Origin of the sequence: Burkholderia sp. Bp9099 (genome assembly GCF_003857805.1) — a bacterium.
In the GTDB taxonomy this organism is placed as follows: domain Bacteria; phylum Pseudomonadota; class Gammaproteobacteria; order Burkholderiales; family Burkholderiaceae; genus Burkholderia.
Map to the genome: position 1 here is coordinate 77,903 of NZ_QTPU01000014.1, position 18,011 is coordinate 95,913.

Genomic DNA, 18,011 nt, shown 5'->3' on the forward strand with positions numbered 1-18,011 from the left:
ACCGGTCCGGAGTGAAACGTCAGTTCAGCGTCGTGCCGTTCGGCGCGCCTGCCGCACCGGCCTGCTGCTGCTGAAGCTGAGCGAGACGCTGCTCGTACAGCGCCTGGAAGTTGATTTCCGCCAGGTGGATCGGCGGGAAGCCCGCACGCGTGATCGCGTCGGCGATGTTCGAGCGCAGGTACGGGAACAGGATCGTCGGGCAGGCGATGCCGACGAGCGGGTCGAGCTGTTCGTCGGGAATGTTGCGAATGTCGAAAATGCCGGCCTGCTTCGCTTCGATCAGGAACGCGACCTTGTCCTTCACCTTCGCGGTGACGGTGCCCGACACGACGACTTCGAAGACGCTTTCCGCGAGACGTTCGGCCTTGACGTCGACTTCGACTTCAACCGACGGCATGTCCTGCTCGAGGAAGATCGCCGGCGAATTCGGCTGCTCGAGCGACATATCCTTCAGGTAGACGCGCTGGATGTTGAAGAACGGTTGGTTTTCGACGTCGGACATGGTGTTTCCCTAAAAGTGGTGACGCGGCGGCCCGGCTTCACGCCGGCCGCCTCGGTTGAATCCTGCGCGCTCATGCCGCGGCGCGGCCGGCGGCCATTCTGCCCTAATCAGGCCGCTTGCAGAAGCGGCACGAGCCCGCCTTCGCGGTCGAGCTTCGACAGATCGTCGTAGCCGCCGACGTGCGTGTCGCCTATGTAGATTTGCGGGACCGTGCGACGGCCGGTGCGCGTCATCATTTCCTCACGGCGGGCCGGATCGCGGTCGATCAGCACCTTTTCGATCTGCTCCACGCCGCGCAGCTTCAGCAGGCGCTCGGCCTGAATGCAATACGGACACACCTGCGTGCTGTACATCAAAACCTTGCTCACTTCGCCACTCCTTGTTTGACGACCGGCATCCCGGCCTGCTGCCAGGCGGCGACGCCGCCCTCGAGCACGTGTACCTCGGCATAGCCTGCCGCCTCGACCTCGCGCGCCGCCTTCTGCGACTGCTGGCCGTTCTGGCAGACGAGCAGCACGGGGGTGCTCTTGTTTTTCGCGACCTGCGCAATTTTCGCGCCGATCTCGCCGGCGGCGACCTGGCGCGCCGACGGCAGGTGGCCGGCGGCGAAGTCGGACGCGGTACGCAGGTCGATCACGACCGCGTTGCGGCGATTGATGAGCTGCGTCGCCTCCGCGGCCGACAGGCCGCCGCGGCCGCGGCGCAGGGCCGGCCATGCGAGCAGGCCGCCGGAAACCAGAAGGATCGCGATAAGGGCCAGGTTCGTGTAATTGGTAAAGAACGTCACGGAATGCCGCCGGAAAAAGAGAAATCGGATGAGGACAATCGCGCCATTATAAAATAACCGCCTTGCGCGATGGCGGACCCGGGCCGGGTACCGCGCGACGCGCCCCGCTTCCCTATCACTACCGACCGCAAGATCCATGTACAAACTCGTTCTCATCCGCCACGGCGAATCGACGTGGAACAAGGAAAACCGCTTCACCGGCTGGGTCGACGTCGACCTGACCGAACAGGGTCGCAACGAGGCCTACCAGGCCGGCGAATTGCTCAAGGAGGCCGGCTACACGTTCGACATCGCCTACACGTCGGTGCTCAAGCGCGCGATCCGCACGCTGTGGCACGTGCAGGACAAGATGGACCTGATGTACCTGCCGGTCGTCCACTCGTGGCGCCTGAACGAGCGCCACTACGGCGCGCTGTCGGGCCTGAACAAGGCGGAAACGGCCGCCAAGTTCGGCGACGAGCAGGTGCTCGTGTGGCGCCGCAGCTACGACACGCCGCCGCCGGCGCTCGAGCCGACCGACGAGCGCGCGCCGTTCGACGACCCGCGCTACGCGAAGGTGCCGCGCGAGCAGCTGCCGCTCACCGAATGCCTGAAGGACACGGTCGCGCGCGTGCTGCCGCTGTGGAACGAGTCGATCGCGCCGGCCGTCCGTGCGGGCAAGCAGGTGCTGATCGCCGCGCACGGCAACTCGCTGCGCGCGCTGATCAAGTACCTCGACGGCATCTCGGACAGCGACATCGTCGGCCTGAACATCCCGAACGGCGTGCCGCTCGTGTATGAGCTCGACGAGAACCTGAAGCCGATCACGCACTACTACCTGGGCGACCAGGACGCGATCGCGAAGGCGCAGGCCGCCGTCGCGAAGCAGGGCAAGGCGGGCTGATACCCGTCGTGCCGGGCGGGCCGCCTCGCGCGCGGCCTGCCCGGCCGCTCCGGCGCGCGGGCGCGAACCTTCGCGGCCCCGGTGCTGTCGAACCCGCTTTCGAATCCGCTGCGCATCCGGCGCCCCCGCCGGGACCGGGCTCCCGGACCATTTCGCACCGGTCCACTGAGCAATCGGGCGAACAGTTATACTTGTCCGCTACATCCCCGCTACCGCCACGCGCTTCCCGACCGCACCAGACTCTCTATGCGAATGAAATTGAAGAACATCGGCCTGATTGCCGCGGGCCTCGCCACGGGCGTATTCGCCACGCTGCAGGTTTCGGCATCGGCCGAGCAGACCGCCACGGCACCGCTTCCCCTCGACCAGCTCCGCCTGTTCGCGGAAGTGTTCGGCCAGATCAAGCGCGAGTACGTCGAGCCGGTCGACGACAAGAAGCTGCTGACGGCGGCGATCAAGGGCATGGTGTCGAGCCTCGACCCGCACTCGTCGTTCCTCGACAAGACCGACTACGACGAGCTGCAGGAGCAGACCAAGGGCCGCTTCGCGGGCCTCGGCATCGAGATCTCGCAGGAAGACGGCCTCGTCAAGGTGATCTCGCCGATCGAAGATACGCCCGCGTTCCGCGCCGGCATCCGTCCGGGCGACCTGATCACGCGCATCAACGACAAGCCGGTGCGCGGCATGACGCTCGACAAGGCCGTCAAGCAGATGCGCGGCGAGCCGGGCACCAAGGTCACGCTGACGATCTTCCGCAAGAGCGACGACCGCACGTTCCCGATCACGGTCACGCGCGCGATCATCAGGGTCCAGAGCGTGAAGATGAAGCTGCTCGACCCGGGCTACGCATATATCCGGATCACGAGCTTCCAGGAGCGCACGACGCCCGATCTCGCCGCGAAGCTGCAGGACATCGCGCGCCAGCAGCCGAACCTGAAGGGCCTGATCGTCGACCTGCGCAACAACGGCGGCGGCCTGCTGCAGAGCGCGGTCGGCGTCGCCGGCGCGTTCCTGCCGCCCGACTCCGTCGTCGTGTCGACCAACGGCCAGATCCCGGATTCGAAGCAGGTCTACCGCGACACCTACGACAACTACCGCCTGCCGTCCTTCGACGGCGATCCGCTGAAGAGCCTGCCGCCGATCTTCAAGACCGTGCCGATGGTCGTGCTGACGAACGCTTACTCGGCGTCCGCGTCGGAGATCGTCGCCGGCGCGCTGCAGGATTCGAAGCGCGCGCAGATCATGGGCAAGACGACGTTCGGCAAGGGCTCGGTGCAGACGGTCCGTCCGATGACGGCCGACACCGCGCTGCGCCTGACGACCGCCTACTACTACACGCCGAGCGGCCGTTCGATCCAGAACAAGGGCATCACGCCCGACGTGCCGGTCGATCAGTATGCGGACGGCGATCCGGACGACGTGCTCGTGACGCGCGAGGTCGACTACACGAACCACCTCGCGAACACGCAGGATCCGAATGAGAAGAAGGAACAGGAAGAGCGCGAGCAGCGCCGGATGGATCAGCTGCGCGTCCTCGAGGAGCAGAACGACAAGAAGACGCCGGAGCAACGCCAGAAGGACCGCGATCGCAAGCCGATCGAGTTCGGCAGCGCCGACGACTTCATGATGCAGCAGGCGCTCAACAAGCTCGAGGGCAAGGCGGTGCAGGAATCGAAGTCGCTGCTCGCCGAGAGCACGACGAAGAGCCCTGCGACCAAGGCCGCGTCCCCCGCGAAGGCGTCGGGCACGAAGGCCGCCGCACCGAAGCCCGCGTCGGCGCCGCAGTAAGCGCCGGCCGGCATCCGACGGGCCATCGCGGGAAGACCGCGATGGCCCGTTTTTCATGTGCGCCTAGAATACGCAGATGGACGCAGAGGCGTCCGCGCCGCCGCCGGCGGCATGCCTCACCCGACCTCTCCCATGAACGACGATCAACTCCTCCGCTACTCCCGCCACATCCTCGTCGACGAAATCGGCATCGAGGCGCAGCAGCGCTTCCTCGACGCGCATGCGATCGTCGTCGGTGCCGGCGGTCTCGGCTCGCCGGCCGCGATGTATCTCGCGGCGTCCGGGGTCGGCACGATCACGCTCGTCGACGCCGACACGGTCGACCTCACGAACCTGCAGCGACAGATCCTGCACGTGACGGCCTCGGTCGGCCGCAGCAAGGTCGAATCGGGGCGCGACACGCTCGGGCAGCTGAACCCGGAAGTGACCGTGCATGCGGTCGCGGCGCGCGTCGACGATGCATGGCTCGACGCGCACGTGCCGCAGGCGACCGTCGTGCTCGACTGCACCGACAACTTCGCGACGCGGCATGCGATCAACCGCGCGTGCGTCGCGCACGGCGTGCCGCTCGTGTCGGGCGCCGCGCTGCGCTTCGACGGCCAGATCAGCACCTTCGACTTCCGCGACCCGGCCGCGCCCTGTTACGCGTGCGTGTTTCCGGAGGACCAGCCGTTCGAGGAAGTCGCGTGCGCGACGATGGGCGTGTTCGCGCCGACGGTCGGGATCATCGGCGCGATGCAGGCCGCCGAAGCGCTGCGCGTGATCGGCGCGATCGGCACGACGCTCAACGGGCGGCTGATGATGCTCGATTCGCTGCGGATGGAATGGGCGACGATGAAGATCGCGCGCCAGGCCGACTGCCCCGTGTGCCAGGGCCGGCACTGACGCGCGCGGGATGCATAAACGCATGCGCCGGGCGGCGCATGCGCGACGTTTCGCTACCTTCGCGACGCGCGCGACGGTTTCGCCGCGCAGTCCGCGCCGCCTAGGCGGCCGCGTCCGCGCGCGGTTCCGCGACCGACAGGCGCTTGAGCGCCGCCTGCACTTCCTCCGGCTCGAACGCGGCCAGCACGTCGGCCGTCGGCTTCTCGAGCGCCTTCAGGTGCGCGCGCAGGATCTCCTGCTTCACGACCAGCAACTGGCTCGGGTGCATCGAGAACTCGGTGAGCCCCATCCCGAGCAGCAGGCGCGTGAGCGCCGGATCGCCCGCCATCTCCCCGCACACCGACACCGACACGCCTGCACGCTTCGCTTCGCGCAGCGTATAGGCGATCAGGTGCAGCACCGCCGGATGCAGCGGGTCGTACAGGTGGGCGACCGCGTTGTCCGCGCGGTCGATCGCGAGCGTGTACTGGATCAGGTCGTTCGTGCCGATCGACAGGAAATCGAAGCGCTTCAGGAACAGCGGCAGCGCGATCGCCGCGGCCGGGATCTCGATCATCGCGCCGACGCGCACGTTCGGATCGTATGCGAGCCCCGCGTCGTCGAGCTGGCGCTTCGCCTCGCGGATCAGGTCGAGCGTCTGGTCGATCTCCTGCGCGTGCGCGAGCATCGGGATCAGTATCTTCACCTGCCCGAACGCGGACGCGCGCAGGATCGCGCGCAGCTGCGTGAGGAACATCTGCGGCTCGGACAGGCTCCAGCGGATCGCACGCAGGCCGAGCGCCGGGTTCGGCGCCGTCTCGTAGCCTTCGTCGAGCGCCTCGAGCGGCTTGTCCGCGCCGACGTCGATCGTGCGGATCGTCACCGGCATGCCCTTCATCCACTCGACCGCGCGCTTGTACGCGGCGAACTGCTCCTCCTCCTCGGGCATCTCCTTCTGATGCATGAACAGGAACTCGGAGCGGAACAGCCCGACGCCGACCGCGCCGGCCTCGACCGCCGCCTTCGCGTCGTCGGGCAGCTCGATGTTCGCGTAGAGGTCGATCTTCGTGCCGCACAGGGTTTGCGTCGGCGAGAACTTCAGGCGCTGCAGCTTGCGCTGTTCGAGCAGCTTCTCGGACTGGCGGTACGAATATTCCTCGAGGACGATCGGCGCGGGATCGACGATCACGATCCCCTGGTCGCCGTCGACGATGATCAGGTCGTCCTGGCGGATCAGCGAACTCGCATGCTGGACGCCGACCGCGGCCGGAATGCCGAGGCTGCGCGCGACGATCGCCGTGTGCGACGTGCGGCCGCCGAGGTCGGTGACGAACGCCTGGAACGACTGCGTCTTGAACTGCATCATGTCGGCCGGCGCGATGTCGTGCGCGACGACGATCATCTCGTTCGTACCGTTCTTGGCCGCGCGATCGAGCGCCTGCGACGCCGACGGCGCACCGGCGAGCGCCTTCAGCACGCGCTCGACCACCTGCTCGATGTCGGCCTTGCGCTCGCGCAGGTATTCATCCTCGATATCGTCGAAGTGGCGCGTGAGCAGCTCGAGCTGCTCGGTCAGCGCCCATTCGACGTTGTAGCGTCGCGTGCGGACCAGGTCGATGGTTTCCTGCACGAGCATCGCGTCGCTCAGGATCATCGCGTGGACGTCGATGAACGCGCCCACTTCGGTCGGGGTGTCGTCGGTCAGGTCGGCGCGCAGCGCCTCGAGTTCGCGATGCACGACCTCGCGCGCCGTGCTGAAACGCTCGACCTCGGCGTCGATCTGGTTCGCCTCGACCAGGTAATGGGCGACGTCGAGCGCCGCCGGCGCGATCAGATACGCTCGCCCGATCGCGATACCACGTGAGACGGGAATGCCATGCAGCGTGAAGGACACGCGCACCTCCTCTGTACATGTAAAGCCGCGGCACACTGCTGCGATGCGCTTATGACCCCGGTTAGCGATTATAAATTCCGCACCTCCGTGCTGGCTGCATGCAGCGCAGCATTGCGATTTCCGCATCAATGCTACGGACGAAAAAAATGCCGCGACATACGCGGCATTCTGCTTCGAAACGGCAACGATCGCGGGGCAGGCCCCGGATCACTGACCTTCGCCGAACTTGTCCGCGATCAGCTTGAGCAACGCGTCCATCGCCTCGCGCTCGTCCGGACCTTCGGTCTCGATCGTCACGCTGCTGCCGATGCCCGCCGCGAGCATCATCACGCCCATGATGCTTTTCGCGTTGATCTTGCGTCCGTTGCGCGTCATCCAGACTTCCGACTGGAAGTTGCCGGCCAGTTGCGTAAGCTTGGCCGATGCGCGCGCATGGAGCCCCAATTTGTTGACGATGGTGGTTTCTTGTTGAAGCATGGTTCTCGGTCGGGTCGGTCGAGGCCGCCGGCGACGTGCGTCGGCGGGTCGGTCTAAAACGGAAAACGGGACGGTCAGTGCGATTCGGTGCGCGGTTGCGGCTCGGGCGGAATCGGCGCGCACTGGCCGCAGCCGGTTTCCGAAGGCGGCGGCGGCGTGCCGGCAGACACCTCGTGGACGCCCTTCGCGCCGCCGGACAGCGCCTTGTCGACGAGCTTGTCGAGCGGCACGGTACGGTAGCAGACGGCGCGCACCAGCATCGGCAGGTTCACGCCCGCCAGCACGCGCACGTTGTCGAGCTTCGCGAGCTGGCCCGCGATGTTCGCGGGCGTCGCGCCGTACATGTCGGTCAGCACGACGACGCCGTTCTCTTCCCTGAGCCGCGCGAGCTCCGCGTGCGCGAACGCCATCACCTGGGTCGGGTCGCTGTCCGCCAGCACGTCGATGCAGCCGATGCGCGCGGGCACGCCGCCGTAGATGTGCGCGATGCAGTCCCGCAGCGCGGTGGCGAGCGGCGCGTGCGCGATGATCAGAATCCCGGCCATGTCAGACTGCCCCCGGCCGCCCTTGGCGGGCCGACGCCCCGCAGCGGGGCAACGAGCATAGCGAGTATGGGAAACGTTTCATGTTCAGCCTTGCAACGGTTTCGGCCCGACCGCCGGGCCTTCGGCGCGCTGGTCGCGGCACCGGGCAAGCGGGCATTGTAGCAGGCCGGTCGAACCGCTCCGGCGACGGGGGGCCTGCGCGGCCGCCGCCGGGCTTGCGCGGAAAGCGGGCTACGCGGCCGCCCGCTCCAGCGCGTCGATGAACATCGCGGCGACGTCGAAACCCGTCTGCTCCATGATTTCGCGGAAGCACGTCGGGCTCGTCACGTTCACCTCGGTCAGCCAGTCGCCGATCGCGTCGAGCCCGACCAGCAGCAGCCCGCGCGCGGCGAGCACCGGCCCGAGCGTCGCGGCGATCTCGCGGTCGCGCGGCGTCAGCGGCTGCGCGACGCCGAGCCCGCCCGCGGCGAGATTGCCGCGCACCTCGCTGCCCTGCGGAATCCGCGCGAGCGAATACGGCACCGGCTCGCCGGCGATCAGCAGAATGCGCTTGTCGCCCGCCGTGATCTCGGGAATGAACTTCTGGATCATCAGCGAGCGCGTGCCGTCGTGGCCGAGCATCTCGATGATCGCGCCGAGATTCATCCCGTCGGCCTTCACGCGGAATACGCCCATCCCGCCCATGCCGTCGAGCGGCTTCACGATCACGTCGCCATGCTCGGCATGGAACGCTCGCAGGCGCGCGGCGTCGCGCGTGACGAGCGTCGGCGCGACGAACTGCGGAAACTCGCCGATCGCGAGCTTCTCCGAGTGATCGCGGATCGACTGGGGCTTGTTGAACACGCGCGCGCCCGCCCGTTCGGCAAGCTCGAGCATCCAGGTGGCCGTCACGTATTCCATGTCGAACGGCGGATCCTTGCGCATCAGCACCGCGCCGAACGACGTCAGCTGACGCGATTCGTGCGCGGCCGCCTCGAACCACGGATGGCGATGCAGGTCGGCCGTGTCGCCGACGATCGTCACGCGCTGCACGTCAGCCTCGACGCCCGAGCCCGTCCATGCGAGCTGGTGCGGCTGGCACGCGTACACCGCATGCCCGCGCCGCGCGGCCTCCGCCATCATCGCGTAGGTCGAATCCTTGTAGATCTTGAAGCGCTCGAGCGGGTCGGCGATAAAGAGAATGTCCATGCGGGTCCTGTACGTAGCGAAGCCGTTACACCTGGATGGCTTCGGGATCGGTCTTTTCCAGTTCGATCGACGACGCGATCAGCGACAGGCGCGCGACGACGCCGTACATGTAGAAACGGTTCGGCGGCGCGGCGCCCGGCTTCGCGCCGGCATCCGGCAGCGCGGTGTGCTCGAAGCCGAGCGGCACGTAGTGCATGCCGGGCGCGTTCAGGTTCTGGTCGCGCTCGCGGCCGCCGTGCGTGCGGTAGAAACCGCCGACCACGTAGCGGTCGATCATGTACACGACCGGCTCGGCCACTTCGTCGCCGACGCGCTCGAACGTGTACACGCCTTCCTGGACGATCACGTCGCGCACCGCGAGGCCGGCCTTCGACTCGGCCATCTGCGCGCGCTCGGCCTTCGACATGCGGCCGATCTCGGCCGCGTCGTGCACGGTCATCACGCCGCGCCCGGCGGTGCCCGCGTCGGCCTTCACGACGACGTACGGCTTTTCGCTGATGCCGTATTCGCGATACTTGCGCGCGATCTTCTTCAGCACGCCGTCGATCGCGTCGGCGAGCGCCTGCTCGCCTTCATGCGCCTGCCAGTCGACGCCTTCGACGTGCGCGAAATACGGATTCACCATCCACGGATCGACGCCGACCATCTTCGCGAACTTCTTCGCGACGTCGTCGTAGCACGAGAAGTGCGTCGACTTGCGGCGCACGGCCCAGCCCGCGTGCAGCGGCGGCAGCAGGTACTGCTCGTGCAGGTTCTCCAGCACGGCGGGAATCCCGGCCGACAGGTCGTTGTTCAGCAGGATCGAGCACGGATCGAAATTCTTCAGGCCGAGGCGGCGCTGCGAACGCTCGAGCGGTTCGAGCACGATCTTCTGGCCGTCGGCCAGCGTGATCGGCGTCATGTCGGTGATGCTCGGGTCGAGCGAGCCGAAGCGCACGTTCAGGCCGGCCTGGCGCATGATCGTCGCGAGCCGCGCGACGTTTTCCAGGTAGAACGCGTTGCGGGTCGGCAGCTCGGGAATCACGAGCAGGTTCTTCGCGTCCGGGCAGATCTTCTCGATCGCCGCCATCGCGGCCTGGACGGCGAGCGGCAGCACTTCGGACGGCAGATTATTGAACGCGCCGGGGAACAGGTTCGCGTCGACGGGCGCCAGCTTGAAACCGGCGTTGCGCAGGTCCACCGAACAATAGAACGGCGGGGTGTGTTCCTGCCATTCGAGCCTGAACCAGCGTTCGATCGCAGGCGTCGCGTCGAGGATCTTCTGCTCGAGCTCGAGCAGCGGACCGTTCAACGCGGTAACGAGGTGGGGAACCATGAATCACTCGCGAGCGGGAGAATGAAGATTGTAGAGCAATTGCCTTGCCCATTTGGGGATTGTTCCCGGCTTCACAAGGATATGGAGGAAGTTTTCGGCTATTGACCCGATAGCCTGAAGGGTTATGCGCTACGGCAGCACGCGGCAGGAGAAAAAAAGCCCGCCGGGTGGCGGGCCGAAGTCGCTGCGCTCATTCGTGGCGGGCGCCGTCTGCGCGGCGGCCCGCCGTCATCCTTGTGACTTATTCGACATGTTCGCCGTGCAGGATCACGTCGAGGCCCTCGCGCTCTTCCTCTTCGGACACGCGCAGGCCAATCGTCAGGTCGATCAGCTTCAGCAGCACGAAGCTCAGCACGCCGCTGTAGACCAGCGTGATCAGCACGCCCTTCGCCTGCAGCAGCAGGCTGCCGTCGGCGCCGCCGATGTCCTTGACCGCGAACACGCCCGTCAGCAGCGCGCCGAGAATCCCGCCAATGCCGTGCACGCCGAACGCGTCGAGCGAATCGTCGTAGCCGAGCTTCGACTTGAGCCACGTGGCCGACCAGAAGCAGATCACGCCCGCCGCGATGCCGATCACGAGCGCACCGGCGACGCCGACGAAGCCGGCAGCCGGCGTGATCGCCACGAGACCCGCGACCGCGCCCGACACGATGCCGAGCACCGACGGCTTGCCCTTCGCGACCCATTCCGCAAACATCCAGCCGAGCGCCGCGCAGGCGGTCGCCACTTGCGTGGTCAGCATCGCGAAGCCGGCACGGCCGTCGGCCGCGACCGCGGAGCCCGCGTTGAAGCCGAACCAGCCGACCCACAGCATCGAGCCGCCGATCATCGTCAGCACCAGGTTGTGCGGCGCCATCGATTCGCGGCCGTAGCCGACGCGCTTGCCGAGCACGAGGCACGACACGAGGCCCGCGATACCGGCGTTGATGTGCACCACCGTGCCGCCCGCGAAGTCGAGCACGCCGTCGGCCGACAGCCAGCCGGTCGGCTCCCACACCATGTGCGCGATCGGCACATAGACGATCAGCGACCAGAGCGTCATGAACACGAGCATCGCCGAGAACTTCATGCGATCGGCGAACGCGCCGCAGATCAGCGCCGGCGTGATGATCGCGAACGTCATCTGGTAGACGAAGTAGACCGATTCCGGAATCGTCGTCGCGAGATGGCTGACGGTCAGCGTGGTCGCCTTGTCGCCCTTGATGTAGTTCATGCCGTGCAGGAACACGCGCGACAGGCCGCCGATGAAGCCGTTGCCCGGCGTGAACGCGAGGCTGTAGCCCACCACCGTCCACAGCACCGTGATCGCGGCGGTGATCGCGAAGCTCTGCATCACGGTCGCGAGCACGTTCTTCTTGCGGACCATGCCCGCGTAGAACAGTGCGAGGCCGGGGATCGTCATGAACAGCACGAGCGCGGTGGACGTCAGCATCCACGCGGTGTCGCCGGCACTGATCTTCGACGAATCGACGGAGAACGGCTCGGTCGGCGCGGCGGGTGCGGCCGGCGCGGACGCGGCGGCGGCGGCCGATGCGTCGGAGGCGGCGCCCGAAGCGGGTGCGGCGGCAGCGGCAGGTGCCGATGCGTCGGTGGCGGCCGGCGCCGAAGCGGCGGGAGCCGCGGCTGCCGATGCATCGGACGCCGTGGCGGCGGGCGCGGACGCTGCCGCGGCGGAGGCCGCGTCGTCGGCGAGCGCGGGACCGACGCCAGCCGCGATCAGCGAGCCAGCCATCAGCAGGGACATCAGAAGTTTGCGCATCTCGGGTTTCCTCTTGTCGCTTGTCTTGGTCTGTTACAGCGCGTCTGCGCCGGTCTCCCCGGTCCGGATCCGGATCACTTGCTCGATCGGCGTGACGAAGATCTTTCCGTCGCCGATCTTGCCGGTGCGGGCTGCACGCTCGATCGCCTCGACCGCCTGGTCGACGAGATCGTCGGACACGGCCGCCTCGATCTTCATCTTCGGCAGGAAATCGACCACGTACTCGGCGCCCCGGTACAGCTCGGTGTGCCCCTTCTGGCGCCCGAACCCTTTCACCTCAGTGACCGTGATGCCCGAGACGCCGAGCGCGGAGAGCGCTTCGCGCGTCTCATCGAGCTTGAACGGCTTGATGATTGCGGTAATCAGTTTCATGGAGTCCTCTCGCAGGTTGATCCCGTCGAATTGGTTGGAATGGTGTGACCGTCTCTCCTCAGCAACTCGCATGCCATGTTCGCGCGAGCACCGCCTCGAATGGCTCCGAAACGGGGTTGCATCGGGTGCTGAAAGGTACGGAAAGATGCGGAAGCCCGGCCGAATGGCCAACGTGGCCCAGGTTTGCTGGCGCGCCGAAAGGATCATTGCTAGAGTGCACGCACGTCCCGGATCTCCGGGCCATTCACCCATGCGGGCGCCATGCCCGGAATTCGCGCCACGCGCGCACCATTTCCGGTCATGCGTGCATCATGGGCACGTACGCAACTGAAGATGCACACTTTTTGTGCAAGGAAGGAAATCTCATGAAGCAACCCAGCGATGTTTTCAACGACCTGCAGTCGCGCGTCAGCGACCTGCTGAAAAACTCGCCGGCCAAGGATGTCGAGCGCAACGTGAAGGCCATGCTGTCGCAAGGCTTCTCGAAGCTCGATCTCGTCACGCGCGAGGAGTTCGACACGCAGGCACAGGTGCTCGCCCGCACCCGCGTGCGTCTCGAGGAACTCGAGAAGCGCGTCGCGGAACTCGAGCAGAAGCTCGCAGCGTCCCAGGCCTGACGCCCAACCCGACCGACAGGTCCGGGCGCGGGCCGCCTCGTGCGGCCCGCGCCTGACATCCGAAGTCGGCCGGTCAGTCGTTCCGTCGTTCCTCGCAATTCCCGCTCTTCGCTGTTCTTCGCTCTTCGCTCTTCGCTCTTCGCTCTTCGCTGTTTGTAGCGCTTCGCTGTTCGTCGTTCCTCGTTCTTTTCCGCGCCACGCCGGCAAGCGCGCACCGATTCCTCCGATTCCCGAGGCATGCGGCCCGAATGGCCGCTGCCCGTCCGATTCATTTAAAGGAGCCTCGCCATGTCGCTCGCCGTGGTGCGCAGTCGCGCGCCGGCGGCCGGCCGCGCGCCGGACGTCACCGTCGAAGTCCATCTTGCCAACGGATTGCCGTCGTTCTCGATCGTCGGCCTGCCCGATCTCGAAGTCCGCGAAAGCCGCGAGCGCGTGCGCGCCGCGCTGCAGAACTGCGGATTCGACTTCCCCGTCAGGCGCATCACCGTCAATCTCGCGCCGGCCGACCTGCCGAAGGAGTCCGGCCGCTTCGACCTGCCGATCGCGCTCGGCATCCTCGCCGCGAACGGCCAGCTCCCGGCCGACGCGCTGGCCGGCCGCGAATTCGCGGGCGAACTGTCGCTGACCGGCGCGCTGCGGCCGATGCGGGGCGCGTTCGCGATGGCGTGCGGCGCGGCACGGGACTGGCGCGCCGCGGCGACTGGAGCGGGCTTCGAGTCCTGCGCCACGGAGACCGGATCCGGCTTCGGGCCCGCCGCCGCGGGGACCGGCGCGGGCTTCGGGTCTCGCGCCGCGGCCGTCGCGCCGTGCGGGCCGGCGGCCGCAGCCCGTCCGCCCGAGCTGTACCTGCCGCTCGACAGCGCGGCCGAGGCCGCGCTGGTGCCGGGTGTCACCGTGTTCGGCGCGCCCGACCTGCCCGCGCTGTGCGCGCACCTGGCCGGTGCGCCGGATGCCCGGCTCGCGCCGGTCGAGGCGCCCGGCCTCGACGGCGTGCCGGCGCCTGCCGCCCCCGATCTCGCGGACGTCGTCGGCCAGCGCGGCGCCCGGCGCGCGCTCGAAGTCGCCGCCGCGGGCGGGCACCACATGCTGATGATCGGGCCGCCCGGCGCCGGCAAGTCGATGCTCGCCGCGCGCCTGCCCGGCCTCCTGCCGCCGCTGACCGACGACGAGGCGCTGGCGTCGGCCGCGCTCCTTTCCGCGAGCCGCATCGGCTTCTCGCCCGCGCACTGGCGGCGGCGCCCGTTCCGCGCGCCGCACCACTCGTCGAGCGCCGCCGCGCTGGTTGGCGGCCGCAACCCGCCGCAGCCGGGCGAGATCACGCTCGCGCACCTCGGCGTACTGTTTCTCGACGAGTTGCCCGAATTCGACCGGCACGTGCTGGAGATGCTGCGCGAGCCGCTGGAAGTCGGCCGCATCACGATCTCGCGCGCGGCGCAGCAGGCCGACTTCCCCGCCGCGTGCCAGCTGATCGCCGCGATGAATCCGTGCCCGTGCGGCTGGCACGGCGATCCGTCCGGGCGCTGCCGCTGCACCCCGGAGCTCGCCACGCGCTATCTGCGCAAGCTGTCGGGGCCGTTGCTCGACCGCATCGACATCCAGATCGACCTGCCCGCGCTATCGCCGGCCGAACTCGCGTCGCGCGCGACGGCGCCCGGCGAGCCGAGCACCGCGGTCGCCGCGCGGGTCGCCCGGGCGCGTGCGCTGCAGCTCGACCGGCAGGGCAAGACCAATCACATGCTGAGCGGGCGCGAGACCGACGACCTGTCTCGGCCGACCGACGATGGTGAGCGGCTGCTGCGCGAGGCCGGCGAGCGCTTCGGCTGGTCGGCACGCGCGTATTTCCGCGTGTTGAAGGTCGCACGGACGATCGCCGACCTGGCCGGTGACCCATTGCCGACGGCCGCGCAGATCGCCGAGGCGATCCGCTACCGGCGTGCGCTCACGGCGCTGTGAATGCTCGCGGAGGACAAAATATGACTGTCAAGACTTGACTTATGCACAATTTCACGAATCCGGCCCCTGATCACCCGGCGCGGGCACCTCTTCGTCGCGAGATTCGTATCCCTTTGTTTTTATTGATTTTTCCGAAATGAATGGCCAACCGTCAAATGCGCCGGAAGGCCGTCCGGCGCGGCTTTGCGGGCGATTCGGTCAACTTTTCAACAAAGTTATCCACATGCGCTGTGGATAGCCGAAAAATCCCCGCAAAATCCGGCGATTAGCGTCGAAAGCTGCGAATGAACTTTCAATTGTCATGAAGTGTCTGAGCGCCCTCGCCGGCCGCTGTTCAGTCGAGCTTGAACGAGCCGAAAAACTGGTCCAGTTGCTCCTGCGCGAGCGGCCCGTCGGCGATCGCAACGGCCTGGTACGCGTGCCGGCCGCGCGCCACGAGCCGCGCGACGATCGTCTTGCGCGAGCGGTCGCCGCCGCTCGCCGCACCCGCGATGCGCAGCTCGAGCCCGTTCACCGCGCCGCCGGCCGCGAGCGGCACCGGCACCGAGGCCGTCTGCGGCACGCCTTCGAGATTGCGCGACAGCCCGGAACGCAGGAACTCGAGCGCCGCGCGGCGCGTGTCGTCGCGGTCGTCGGGCAGCGTCAGCGTGCCGACCGCGAACACCGCGCCGTCGACGTGCGCGGCCTGCATCCGCATCGGCATCGACGCGCCGCCGACCGCCACCGGCTGGTTCTCGACGGTCGGCTTCGCCGGCAGGTCGATCGTGTAGCCGGCGTCGTTGTGCAGCGTACGCCAGTAATATGACGGCGAGCACGCGGCCAGCGCCGCGCTCACGCACGCGAGCGCGGCGAAGTGTCGCAGCGGACGAAAAAGGGGGCACAACGAATCGATGACTTCCTTCGGCATGGCAGTGATGGGGACAGGCAAAAGGCCCATTATCCGACGAAGCCGACACCCGGGATGTGTGGCGGCCGCCGGTGCGTGCGCCGCATTCGCGCTAAAATAATCGCCGAATTTCGACGTCCTTTGCATCGATCCGCGTCATCGACCGACTCCGAGAGCACCGCAGATGAACACCACGCCTCCCGCCCAGCGCCGCACCGGCCCCGCCCGCTATATCGTCGCGGCCGTCGTCGTCGCGGCCATCGCCGTTGCCGGCTTCTTCGCGTTCAACGGCAAGTCCACCGTGCCGGACGCCACGTTCACGCTGCTGTCCGGTCAGAAGGTGTCGACGGCCGGCGACCTGAAGGGCAAGGTCTACCTCGTGAACTTCTGGGCGACGAGCTGCGCGACCTGCATGCAGGAAATGCCGCAGATGGTCGATACCTACAATCGCTTCAAGGGTCAGGGGCTGGAGTTCGTCGCGGTCGCGATGAACTACGATCCGCCGATGTACGTCGCGAACTATGCGCAGACGCGCCAGCTGCCGTTCAAGGTCGCACTCGACGACGGCAGCGTCGCGAAGCAGTTCGGCAACGTGCAGCTTACGCCGACAACCTTCGTCGTCGACAAGGACGGCAAGATCCTGAAGCGCTACGTCGGCGCCCCGCAATTCGCGGAACTCGACGCGCTGCTCAAGAAGGCGCTCGACGGCAACGCGGCCTGAGCGCCGCCTCCGCACGACACGACGCGCAGGGCCGCCCGCCGCGCCCTGCTCCACATGACGGATCGCACGACCGGCCAGCCCGGTTCCGCGGTCCGTCTCTTTTTCAGCGCTCGGTTTCGCCTTTCGCCGACAGCCCGTAGCGCTTCATCTTCTCGTACAGCGTCGCCTTGCCGACATGCAGCCGGTCGGCCGTCGCGGCGACCGCACCGCCCGTCTGGTTCAGCGCCTCGGCGATCACCGCGCGCTCGAACTGCTCGATGCGCTCCTTCAGCGTCTGGTCGCTCTCGGCATCGTCGCCGCTCGCACCGGCTTCCTGCGGCATGTCGGCGACGCCGAGCACGAAGCGGTCGGCCGCGTTGCGCAGCTCGCGCACGTTGCCGGGCCAGTCGCGCTGCATCAGGCTCGCGCGCTGCCGGTCGGTCAGCACGGGGGCCGGCCGCCCGTAGCGCACGGCCGCGTCGAGCATGAAGTGCTCGAACAGCGGCACGATGTCCTCGCGGCGCTCGGCGAGCGGCGGCAGCGCGATCGTCACGACGTTGAGCCGGTACAGCAGGTCGCGCCGGAACGTGCCGGCCGCGACGAGTTCGCTCATGTCGCCTTTCGCGGCCGCGACGACGCGGCAGTTCACGCGGATCGGCTGATTCGAGCCGAGCCGCTCGAGCACGCCGTCCTGCAGCACGCGCAGGAGCTTCACCTGCAGCGCGAGCGGCATGCTTTCGATTTCGTCGAGGAACAGCGTGCCGCCGGACGCATATTCGAGCTTGCCGACGCGGCGCTTCGCGGCGCCGGTGAACGCGCCGGGCTCGTAGCCGAACATCTCCGACTCGAACATCGGCTCGGGCAGCGCGCCGCAGTTCACCGCGATGAACGGCTTGTCGCGGCGCGGCGACAGCTCGTGCAGGCTGCGCGCGATCAGTTCCTTGCCGGCGCCCGTGTCGCCGTTGATCAGCACCGATGCGTCGGTGGGCGCGACATTCGCGATCAGCTTGCGCACCTGTTCGATCGCCGGACTGCGGCCGATGATGCGCGGCGCGACGATGTTCTGGCCGGCCAGCTCGCGCCGCAGCGCATGGTTCTCGAGCACGAGCTCGCGCCGCTCGAGCGCGCGGCGGACCGTCTCGATCAGCCGCTCGGCCGCGAACGGCTTTTCGATGAAGTCGTACGCGCCGTCGCGCATCGCCTGCACGGCCATCGAGATGTCGCCGTGGCCGGTGACGAGGATCACGGGCACGTCGGGTACGCGCTCGCGGCACTGCGCGAGCAGGTCGAGCCCGCTTGCGCCGGGCAGCCGGATGTCGCTGACGATCGCGCCCGCGGTTTCCGCGACGATCGCCTTGTCGGCCGCCTCGGCCGATTCGAACCCGACGACGTCGAACCCGGCGAGCTGGAGGCTCTGCACGCTCGCCCGGCGAACGAGCGCATCGTCTTCGATATAGATCACTTGCAGCCGGTTGGCCATC

The 18,011-nt window shown here is 67.7% G+C and carries 18 protein-coding genes; 6 read left to right on the forward strand and 12 right to left on the reverse strand.

Annotation, left to right across the window (positions count from 1 at the left end):
• Positions 1-19: 19 nt before the first annotated feature.
• The 3 genes from secB to DIE17_RS17900 all read right to left on the reverse strand — a co-directional run bounded on the left by secB (position 20) and on the right by DIE17_RS17900 (position 1,289).
• The gene (gene secB, locus DIE17_RS17890; RefSeq protein ID WP_014895954.1) at positions 20-502 is read right to left on the reverse strand and encodes a protein-export chaperone SecB; all 483 of its coding nucleotides are present in this window, start codon (positions 500-502) and stop codon (positions 20-22) included.
• A gap of 107 nt (positions 503-609) precedes the next feature.
• The gene (gene grxC / locus DIE17_RS17895; protein ID WP_044848224.1) at positions 610-870 is read right to left on the reverse strand and encodes a glutaredoxin 3; all 261 of its coding nucleotides are present in this window, start codon (positions 868-870) and stop codon (positions 610-612) included.
• The gene (locus DIE17_RS17900) at positions 867-1,289 is read right to left on the reverse strand and encodes a rhodanese-like domain-containing protein (protein ID WP_050014781.1); all 423 of its coding nucleotides are present in this window, start codon (positions 1,287-1,289) and stop codon (positions 867-869) included. The genes grxC and DIE17_RS17900 overlap by 4 nt, the downstream gene beginning before the upstream one ends.
• Before the next feature lie 136 nt (positions 1,290-1,425).
• Here DIE17_RS17900 and gpmA point away from each other — a divergent pair, with 136 nt between their 5' ends.
• The 3 genes from gpmA to DIE17_RS17915 all read left to right on the forward strand — a co-directional run bounded on the left by gpmA (position 1,426) and on the right by DIE17_RS17915 (position 4,845).
• Entirely contained in the window at positions 1,426-2,172 is a 747-nt protein-coding gene (gene gpmA, locus DIE17_RS17905; protein ID WP_044848226.1) for a 2,3-diphosphoglycerate-dependent phosphoglycerate mutase, read from the forward strand.
• 246 nt (positions 2,173-2,418) lie between these two features.
• A complete protein-coding gene (locus DIE17_RS17910; RefSeq protein WP_124486538.1) occupies positions 2,419-3,960 on the forward strand; it encodes a S41 family peptidase in 1,542 nt (513 codons plus the stop codon).
• 132 nt (positions 3,961-4,092) lie between these two features.
• Positions 4,093-4,845, forward strand: coding sequence for a HesA/MoeB/ThiF family protein (locus DIE17_RS17915; RefSeq protein WP_124520706.1), 753 nt, complete (start codon positions 4,093-4,095; stop codon positions 4,843-4,845).
• A gap of 100 nt (positions 4,846-4,945) precedes the next feature.
• Here DIE17_RS17915 and ptsP read toward each other — a convergent pair whose 3' ends face one another.
• The 7 genes from ptsP to DIE17_RS17950 form a co-directional block, all read right to left on the reverse strand.
• Positions 4,946-6,718, reverse strand: coding sequence for a phosphoenolpyruvate--protein phosphotransferase (gene ptsP / locus DIE17_RS17920; protein ID WP_044848237.1), 1,773 nt, complete (start codon positions 6,716-6,718; stop codon positions 4,946-4,948).
• A 207-nt stretch (positions 6,719-6,925) separates the two neighbouring features.
• Entirely contained in the window at positions 6,926-7,195 is a 270-nt protein-coding gene (locus DIE17_RS17925) for an HPr family phosphocarrier protein (protein WP_006752075.1), read from the reverse strand.
• Positions 7,196-7,269: 74 nt separating this feature from the next.
• Entirely contained in the window at positions 7,270-7,740 is a 471-nt protein-coding gene (locus tag DIE17_RS17930) for a PTS sugar transporter subunit IIA (protein ID WP_044848229.1), read from the reverse strand.
• 231 nt (positions 7,741-7,971) lie between these two features.
• A complete protein-coding gene (gshB, locus tag DIE17_RS17935; protein ID WP_124520704.1) occupies positions 7,972-8,928 on the reverse strand; it encodes a glutathione synthase in 957 nt (318 codons plus the stop codon).
• A 25-nt stretch (positions 8,929-8,953) separates the two neighbouring features.
• Positions 8,954-10,243: a glutamate--cysteine ligase gene (gene gshA / locus DIE17_RS17940; RefSeq protein WP_044848231.1), complete on the reverse strand. Its 1,290-nt coding sequence runs from the start codon at positions 10,241-10,243 to the stop codon at positions 8,954-8,956.
• A 241-nt stretch (positions 10,244-10,484) separates the two neighbouring features.
• Positions 10,485-12,002, reverse strand: a complete 1,518-nt coding sequence (locus DIE17_RS17945) for an ammonium transporter (RefSeq protein WP_124486541.1) — start codon at positions 12,000-12,002, stop codon at positions 10,485-10,487.
• A 33-nt stretch (positions 12,003-12,035) separates the two neighbouring features.
• Positions 12,036-12,374: a P-II family nitrogen regulator gene (locus tag DIE17_RS17950; RefSeq protein WP_006398175.1), complete on the reverse strand. Its 339-nt coding sequence runs from the start codon at positions 12,372-12,374 to the stop codon at positions 12,036-12,038.
• A gap of 365 nt (positions 12,375-12,739) precedes the next feature.
• Here DIE17_RS17950 and DIE17_RS17955 point away from each other — a divergent pair, with 365 nt between their 5' ends.
• The gene (locus tag DIE17_RS17955; protein WP_006398174.1) at positions 12,740-12,991 is read left to right on the forward strand and encodes an accessory factor UbiK family protein; all 252 of its coding nucleotides are present in this window, start codon (positions 12,740-12,742) and stop codon (positions 12,989-12,991) included.
• Positions 12,992-13,279: 288 nt separating this feature from the next.
• Complete coding sequence (locus DIE17_RS17960) at positions 13,280-14,944, forward strand: YifB family Mg chelatase-like AAA ATPase (protein WP_124520702.1); 1,665 nt, start codon at positions 13,280-13,282, stop codon at positions 14,942-14,944.
• 334 nt (positions 14,945-15,278) lie between these two features.
• On the opposite strand, the gene DIE17_RS17965 is transcribed toward DIE17_RS17960, so the two are convergent.
• On the reverse strand, positions 15,279-15,851 hold the full coding sequence (locus DIE17_RS17965; protein ID WP_124921197.1) for a hypothetical protein: 573 nt from the start codon (positions 15,849-15,851) through the stop codon (positions 15,279-15,281).
• A gap of 163 nt (positions 15,852-16,014) precedes the next feature.
• Between DIE17_RS17965 and DIE17_RS17970 the strand changes: the two genes are divergently transcribed.
• Positions 16,015-16,551 (forward strand): peroxiredoxin family protein, encoded by a 537-nt coding sequence (locus tag DIE17_RS17970; protein ID WP_044846739.1) that lies wholly within the window; start codon positions 16,015-16,017, stop codon positions 16,549-16,551.
• Positions 16,552-16,654: 103 nt separating this feature from the next.
• On the opposite strand, the gene DIE17_RS17975 is transcribed toward DIE17_RS17970, so the two are convergent.
• The gene (locus DIE17_RS17975; protein ID WP_044846740.1) at positions 16,655-18,010 is read right to left on the reverse strand and encodes a sigma-54-dependent transcriptional regulator; all 1,356 of its coding nucleotides are present in this window, start codon (positions 18,008-18,010) and stop codon (positions 16,655-16,657) included.
• Position 18,011: the final 1 nt, after the last annotated feature.